At 43.2% G+C, this 7423-nt stretch carries 6 protein-coding genes; all 6 read left to right on the forward strand.

The features are described from left to right. Positions 1-143: 143 nt before the first annotated feature. From IM797_RS27970 to IM797_RS27995, 6 genes are read left to right on the forward strand one after another with little or no spacing between them, the layout of a single operon-like run. The gene (locus IM797_RS27970; RefSeq protein WP_194130530.1) at positions 144-2234 is read left to right on the forward strand and encodes a HEPN domain-containing protein; all 2091 of its coding nucleotides are present in this window, start codon (positions 144-146) and stop codon (positions 2232-2234) included. Continuing rightward, on the forward strand, positions 2234-3019 hold the full coding sequence (gene cobA / locus IM797_RS27975) for a uroporphyrinogen-III C-methyltransferase (RefSeq protein ID WP_194130531.1): 786 nt from the start codon (positions 2234-2236) through the stop codon (positions 3017-3019). Before IM797_RS27970 ends, cobA begins: the two co-directional genes overlap by 1 nt. Before the next feature lie 5 nt (positions 3020-3024). Then, a complete protein-coding gene (locus IM797_RS27980; RefSeq protein WP_194130532.1) occupies positions 3025-4482 on the forward strand; it encodes a TSUP family transporter in 1458 nt (485 codons plus the stop codon). Positions 4483-4484: 2 nt separating this feature from the next. After that, the gene (locus IM797_RS27985; protein WP_228099179.1) at positions 4485-5189 is read left to right on the forward strand and encodes a phosphoadenylyl-sulfate reductase; all 705 of its coding nucleotides are present in this window, start codon (positions 4485-4487) and stop codon (positions 5187-5189) included. An 11-nt stretch (positions 5190-5200) separates the two neighbouring features. Further along, entirely contained in the window at positions 5201-6106 is a 906-nt protein-coding gene (gene cysD / locus IM797_RS27990; RefSeq protein ID WP_194130534.1) for a sulfate adenylyltransferase subunit CysD, read from the forward strand. Further along, positions 6106-7353: a sulfate adenylyltransferase subunit 1 gene (locus tag IM797_RS27995; protein ID WP_194130535.1), complete on the forward strand. Its 1248-nt coding sequence runs from the start codon at positions 6106-6108 to the stop codon at positions 7351-7353. Before cysD ends, IM797_RS27995 begins: the two co-directional genes overlap by 1 nt. Positions 7354-7423: the final 70 nt, after the last annotated feature.

A 7423-nucleotide genomic window follows, 5' to 3' on the forward strand; every position in this document is an offset into this window, starting at 1 on the left:
TTTATGAACAAAACTAACAACAGTCAAAATTGCCAGATCATGCGCTGCATGTACAGGTAGAATTATGGACTGTTGAGATTATAAATTTGAAGCTTCTCCAGTCTCCCAGACGGAGAAGCTTTTTTTAAATAAGACCAATTAGCATGCAAAGTTTTAGGACAGAGTTAGAAAATCCTATTGTCGAAAAAGACATCATCGATCTGGAAAGAAAGATCAGGGCATTTCGCGAAGGAAAAATTCATGATGAAAAGTTTAGAAGCCTGCGTTTAGCGCGTGGTGTTTACGGACAAAGGCAACCTGGTGTGCAGATGGTGCGGATTAAACTCCCATTTGGAAAGGTTACTTTCAAACAACTTTTACGGATTGCAGATGTATCTGATGAATACGGAAGTGGAAATCTGCATTTAACTACGCGTCAGGACATTCAGATTCATTATGTGAGCCTGGACCGTACGCCCCAGCTTTGGGAAGAGTTACAACGTGATGATGTGACCATTCGTGAAGCTTGTGGTAATACGGTTCGGAATGTGACTTCTTCTCCTGACGCAGGTATCAACCCCAATGAGCTGTTTGATGTGTCGCCTTATGCACATGCTTTCTTTGTCTATTTTTTACGTAACCCAATTTGCCAGGAAATGGGGCGTAAGATTAAGTTTTCTTTCTCCTCTGATGAGCGGGACACAGCTTATAGTTATATCCATGATCTTGGTTTTATACCCAAAATAAATGAACAGGGTGAGCGTGGATTTAAAGTCCTCCTCGGTGGTGGTTTGGGTGCCCAGCCATTTCTGGCAGAACTGGTTCATGAGTTTTTACATGAAGACCAGATCATTCCCTATGCAGAGGCGATGCTGCGTGTATTTGACCGTTATGGTGAAAGAACAAACCGCAATAAAGCCCGCTTAAAATACCTGGTTCAAAAATTAGGACTAGACGAAGTACTCCGTCTGATCGAAGAAGAACGCGTAGCCATCAAATCTAAATCTTTTAAAATTGATCGGGATACTGTTGCGCAACCACAAATTCCTGCATTATTGGATTACCCGGTTCTGGATGAGGTAATTAACAGTCTGGATTACAAACACTGGCGTGCAACGAATGTAATTGCGCAAAAACAAACTGGTTTTTACGGCGTATACATTAAAGTAAGTAAGGGCGATATTGAAACCGCGCTTGCCCGTGAACTCGTTGCTGCAATCAGTCCTTTTGCTGCCGATGAGATCCGGATTACGCAAAACCAGGGACTGCTCTTGAAATTTGTGCATGAAGGCGCATTGCCATCATTGTATGTTAACCTCAAAGAGCTGGGCTTTGCCAAACCTGGTTTCGATAGCATTGCTGACGTTACAACCTGCCCGGGCACAGATACCTGTAACCTGGGGATTTCCAATAGCATGTCGCTTTCTGTTGCCCTGGAAGAGGTGATTTATGAGGAATATCCAGAATTAATTTACGACAAGGACATTAAAATCAAAATCAGTGGTTGCATGAACTCTTGCGGACAGCATGGTTTGGCGCACATCGGTTTCCATGGAAGCTCTGTTAAGGCCAATGGAAAAGTTGTTCCTGCTGTACAGGTAATGTTAGGTGGTGGTACTGTTGGTGATGGTGCAGGCCGCGTAGCTGAGCGTGTGATCAAAGCCCCTTCAAAAAGAGCTACAGATGTGTTGAGGACTCTACTTGACGATTTTGCTACCAAATCCGGAGAAGGAGAAAGCTTCCATCAATATTATGACAGAAACGGCAAAGACTATTTCTACCAGTTGCTGAAACCTTTAGCCGATCTGAGTAACCTGAAAGATGAAGAATTTGTGGACTGGGGACATGAAGAAACTTTTGCTACCGCAATAGGTGTAGGCGAATGTGCGGGTGTGGTGATCGATCTGGTTGCAACCTTATTACTCGAATCAGAAGAAAAACTGGGCTGGGCCAAAGCTTCGTTTGAGGCGGAAGCATGGGCGGATGCCATTTATCATACTTATGCGGTATTTGTCGGCGCTGCAAAAGCTTTACTTTTAGATAAAGGCGTAAACAGCAGTACCCAGATTGGTGTGATCAGAGAGTTTGATAAAAACTATGTTGAGACCGGCGAATTTGCGATTGACGGATCATTTAATGACCTGGTCTTGCAAATCAATAAAAACGAGCCTACAGCAGCTTTCGCGACTGCGTATTTAGCTGCCGTAGAAGACTTTTACCGTACAATTCAAGCAAAAAGAGAGGGACAATTATAATGAGTACTCCAAAAAATATAAAAGAACCACGCATCACGCTGGTAGGTGCTGGTCCGGGCGATCCGGAATTGATTACCATGAGGGGGGCAAATGCGCTTAAAAGTGCAGATGTGGTATTGTATGATGCCCTGGTGAATGAAGGGGTGTTGGATTATGCAAATCCGGATGCCATTAAAGTGTATGTTGGCAAAAGATCCGGTGAACATTCTTATGGTCAGGATGCCATCAATAAACTCATGATCGATTATGCTTTAAACTATGGCCATGTGGTTCGTTTAAAAGGAGGTGATCCTTTTGTATTTGGTCGTGGTTACGAAGAGTTGGATTATGCAGCGGGTTACAGTATCCCCGTAACGGTAGTCCCTGGTTTATCCAGTTCCATTTCCGTACCAGGTTTACAACAAATTCCGGTTACACACCGCGGTTTGAGTGAAAGCTTTTGGGTGGTCACAGGAACCACATCATCAGGCAAAATATCTAACGATTTATACGAAGCTGCACGTTCTAAGGCCACAGTAGTGGTATTGATGGGTTTAGGTAAACTCAAAGAAATCGTGAAACTGTTTCAGAATGAAGGCAAAGGCTTACTGCCTGTAGCTGCAATTCAGAGTGGTTCAACAGAGAATGAAAAGCTGGCCATCGGAATTGTAGATACCATTGTTGAAGTAGTCGAAGAAAAAGGAATTGAAGCACCGGCTTTATTGATATTTGGTGAAGTGGTTTCCCTTCATCCTTCATTCTTACCGATTAAAGAGTTTTTTAACGCATTAAAAGAAGAGCAATAATCCATATGGAAGGCAATCAATTATTTCCTGTCTTCTTGAAATTGGATACCATCCACACGGTACTGGTTGGCGCCGGACCTATTGGTCTGGAGAAATTGTCAGCGCTGTTAGCCAACAGTCCGAATGCCAAAATTACGGTTATCGGTCTGGAAATTCATCCTGAACTGCAGGCACTCGCTAACAACAGCGGATTGGTACAGGTAATCCAGAAAGAATTTGCAGCCAGCGATCTGGATGCTGCAGATTTGGTCATTGCTGCAACCAACAACGCCTTACTGAATCAGCAGATTCGTACAGAGGCTGACGCGCGCAACTTATTGGTCAACTTTGCCGACAAACCAGATCTTTGTAACTTTTACCTGGGCTCGGTAGTGAAAAAGGGAGATCTGAAAATTGCAATCTCTACCAACGGCAAATCACCAACAATAGCCAAGAGATTGAAAGAGGTATTGAGTGATAACTTGCCGAACGAACTCAATGACACCCTGCAAAACATGGAAGCCCTTAGAAATACTTTAAATGGCAATTTTGCGGCCAAAGTTAAAAAGCTAAATGAGGTAACCTCTGTGCTGGTCGAGGAAGGGGAGAAGCCGAAAAAGAATTTTAAATGGCTGATCTGGACAACCATTGTATTGTCTTTGGCTGTTGTCATTACTGCATTCTGGCATAAAGAGCCTGAATTTCAGGCTTACCTGGTCAACCTTGATCCCATATTTTATTGGTTCCTGTTGGGTGGTTTCGTATTTGCCATGATCGATGGTGCCATAGGTATGTCTTATGGTGTTACATCAACCTCGTTTTCACTGGCCATGGGCATACCACCAGCCTCAGCGAGTATGGCAGTCCACCTCTCAGAAATTTTGAGTAATGGAATCGCGGGCTGGATGCACTACCGTTTTGGAAATGTGAACTGGAAGCTCTTCAAACTGTTGCTGATTCCGGGAATTATTGGTGCTGTAACGGGAGCGTATCTGTTGTCCTCTTTGGAGCATTACAGTGCTTATACCAAACCCTTTGTTTCTTTGTATACCTTGATTCTTGGATTTGTAATTTTATCTAAAGCGTATCAGGTGAAGTTGAAACGCGGAAAAGATAAAATCAAGAAAATCCCTTTATTGGGCTTGTTTGGTGGATTTATCGATGCTGTTGGTGGCGGTGGCTGGGGTTCAATTGTATTGTCGAGCTTGATCGCGGGCGGTAGAAACCCCAGGTTCTCTTTAGGTACGGTTAAAATCACCCGTTTCTTTATCGCGCTGATGAGTTCGCTTACATTCATCACCATGTTAAATGGTGCACATTGGGAAGCTGTTGCCGGATTGGTCATTGGAAGTGCCCTGGCATCACCAATTGCAGCAAAAGTGTCCAATAAAATCTCTGCAAAGGCCATTATGGTATCAGTCGGTATTATCGTCATCCTTGTGAGTCTGCGTAGCATCGTCAACTTTGTACTTAAATTGATTTAATGATGAAGGAGAATTTAGAAGAAATCGCTATAAAAATTAAAGACCTTGATCCAATCGCAGCCCTTCGTTTTTTTGCGGAACAGTATGCCGGTAAAATCGTGTTTTCAACCAGCTTTGGCTGGGAAGACCAGGTCATTACCCATATGATTTTTAGCAATGATATTCCAATTGAGGTTTTTACCCTGGAAACCGGAAGATTGTTTCCAGAAACCTATTACGTTTGGAACCGTACGCTGGAGATCTACAATAAACCGATTCATGCCTATTTTCCACAAGCAGTAGCTTTACAGGAAATGGTGAATAAAAAAGGACCAAGTAGTTTTTACGAATCTGTTGAAAATAGAAAAGAATGCTGTTATATTCGTAAGCTGGAGCCGTTAAAGAGAGCCCTTGCTGGTCAAAGGGCTTGGGTAACAGGCATCCGTGCCGAACAAAGTTTAAACCGTACCGATATGAGCAATCTGGAATGGGATGAACAAAACCAGCTGATCAAATTCCATCCGATCTTTTACTGGTCGCTGGAAGAAGTGAAAGCTTATGTTAAAAAGCACAATATTGTTTACAATACTTTACACGATAAAGGTTTCCCCAGCATCGGCTGTGCGCCATGCACAAGGGCAGTACAGGAAGGCGAAGATTTTAGAGCCGGACGCTGGTGGTGGGAAGATCAGTCTAAAAAAGAATGTGGCCTGCATGCCACTAAGTAATTGCAAAGAAAATGAGTAAATACAACTTAGATTATTTAGATGAATTAGAGGCCGAGGCCATTCACATATTACGTGAAGTGGCAGGGCAATTTGAAAAGCCGGCATTGCTGTTTTCTGGTGGTAAAGATTCTATAACCCTGGTCAGATTAGCAGAAAAGGCTTTCAGACCAGGCAAATTTCCTTTTCCATTGGTACATATTGATACCGGTCATAATTTCGAGGAAACCATTGCCTACCGGGATCAAATGGTAGAGCGCCTGGGTGAAAAGCTAATCGTAGGTCATGTCCAGGATTCTATCGATCAGGGTAAAGTAGTGGAACAAACGGGTAAAAATGCCAGCAGAAATGGTTTGCAAACCGTTACTTTGCTGGATACGATTGCTTTACATGGATTTGATGCCTGTATTGGCGGTGCAAGAAGGGATGAGGAGAAAGCAAGGGCGAAAGAAAGGATCTTTTCTGTCAGAGATGAATTTGGACAATGGGATCCGAAACGCCAGCGCCCGGAACTCTGGAACATTTACAACGGCAAAATTCATAAAGGTGAAAATGTACGTGTGTTTCCGATCAGCAACTGGACTGAACTGGATGTATGGAACTACATAAAAAGAGAAAATATTGAGCTGCCGACGATTTATTTTGCACACCAAAGGGATGTCATTACGCGTAACGGACAACTTATGGCTGCATCGCCATTTTTAAATATGGATGCAGATGATGTGGTAGAACGTAAAACGGTACGTTTCCGTACGGTAGGAGACATGAGCTGTACAGCTGCGGTAGCGTCTGAGGCAGATCAGATTGACGACATTATTGCGGAAATCAGCTCGTCGAAAATTAGTGAACGTGGTGCCCGCATGGATGATAAAGTGTCAGAAGCTGCAATGGAAGACCGCAAAAAGGGAGGATACTTTTAATGAATATACTTAAATTTTTTACAGCAGGTAGTGTTGACGACGGTAAGAGTACCTTAATCGGTCGTTTATTATATGATACAGATTCTATTCTTGCAGATCAGCTGGAAGCTTTACAGCAATCGAACCGTAAAAATGACGACGGTACGATTGACCTGGCTATCCTGACAGATGGTTTAAGGGCAGAGCGTGAACAGGGAATTACCATTGATGTGGCTTACAAATATTTCCAAACGGAGAAACGCAAGTTCATCATTGCGGATACACCGGGACACATTCAATATACCCGAAACATGGTTACAGGTGCTTCAACAGCTAAATTGGCCATCATTCTAATTGATGCCAGAAATGGCGTGGTAGAACAAACGATTCGCCATTCTTACCTGGTTTCTTTGCTGGGTATTGAGCATGTGGTGGTTTGTTTGAATAAAATGGACATGGTTGGCTATAGCGAGACCGTTTACAATGCCATTACGGATAAGTATAAAGCATTGGCAGCACAACTCAAATTGAAAGACGTAACTTTTATTCCGGTAAGTGCTTTAAAAGGGGATAACGTGGTGAACGAATCGGAACACATGCCCTGGTATGGCGGTCGTAGCCTGCTTCATTTCCTGGAAAGTGTAGATGTAGAAACCGGGGCTGAGTCTGATCTGGCACGTATGCCTGTACAATGGGTAGTCAGACCACAAACAGACGAATTACACGACTACCGCGGTTATGCGGGGCGCGTACTCAGTGGCGAATTTAAAGTGAATGATAAGGTTACGGTACTGCCTTCTGGTAGCAGCTCCGTTATTGAACGGATTGAGCTGTTTGACCAGCGTCCTGACCGTGCTTTTGCTGGCCAGTCTGTAACCTTGCATTTGAAAGATAACATCGACATCAGCAGGGGTGATGTATTGGTCAACTCTGACCATTTGCCACAAAATAGTAAACTGATTGAAGCTGATGTATGCTGGATGGATGCCCGTCCTTTAGATGAAAGTATTACTTATCTGTTACAGCACAATAGCAAAGTGACCAAATGTAAGATCAGTGAGATCGTTTATAAAGTGGATATCAATACGCTGGAAAAACAAGATGCTTACGATTTTAAACTGAATGACATTGGCCGTATTGTAGTCAAAACAGCTGATGAACTTGCCTTTGACTTGTATACAGATAATAAAGCCAATGGCGCAGCAATTTTAATTGATAGCAGAACTAACCTGACTGTAGCAGCGCTGATGTTTAAAGTTGCACTGTAATTTTGTATGAATAAATAATGCGGTGGGGGGGGGGGGGGTTTTTTTTTTGTTGGGCGGGCGGGTTTTTTTA

The organism is Pedobacter sp. MC2016-24 (assembly GCF_015223055.1).
Taxonomy (GTDB): Bacteria; Bacteroidota; Bacteroidia; order Sphingobacteriales; family Sphingobacteriaceae; genus Pedobacter.

Coding starts and splice junctions, on each gene's coding strand:
- IM797_RS27970 (WP_194130530.1), top strand. CDS start 144: ATGCAAAGTTTTAGGACAGAGTTAGAAAATCCTATTGTCGAAAAAGAC.
- cobA (WP_194130531.1), top strand. CDS start 2,234: ATGAGTACTCCAAAAAATATAAAAGAACCACGCATCACGCTGGTAGGT.
- IM797_RS27980 (WP_194130532.1), top strand. CDS start 3,025: ATGGAAGGCAATCAATTATTTCCTGTCTTCTTGAAATTGGATACCATC.
- IM797_RS27985 (WP_228099179.1), top strand. CDS start 4,485: ATGAAGGAGAATTTAGAAGAAATCGCTATAAAAATTAAAGACCTTGAT.
- cysD (WP_194130534.1), top strand. CDS start 5,201: ATGAGTAAATACAACTTAGATTATTTAGATGAATTAGAGGCCGAGGCC.
- IM797_RS27995 (WP_194130535.1), top strand. CDS start 6,106: ATGAATATACTTAAATTTTTTACAGCAGGTAGTGTTGACGACGGTAAG.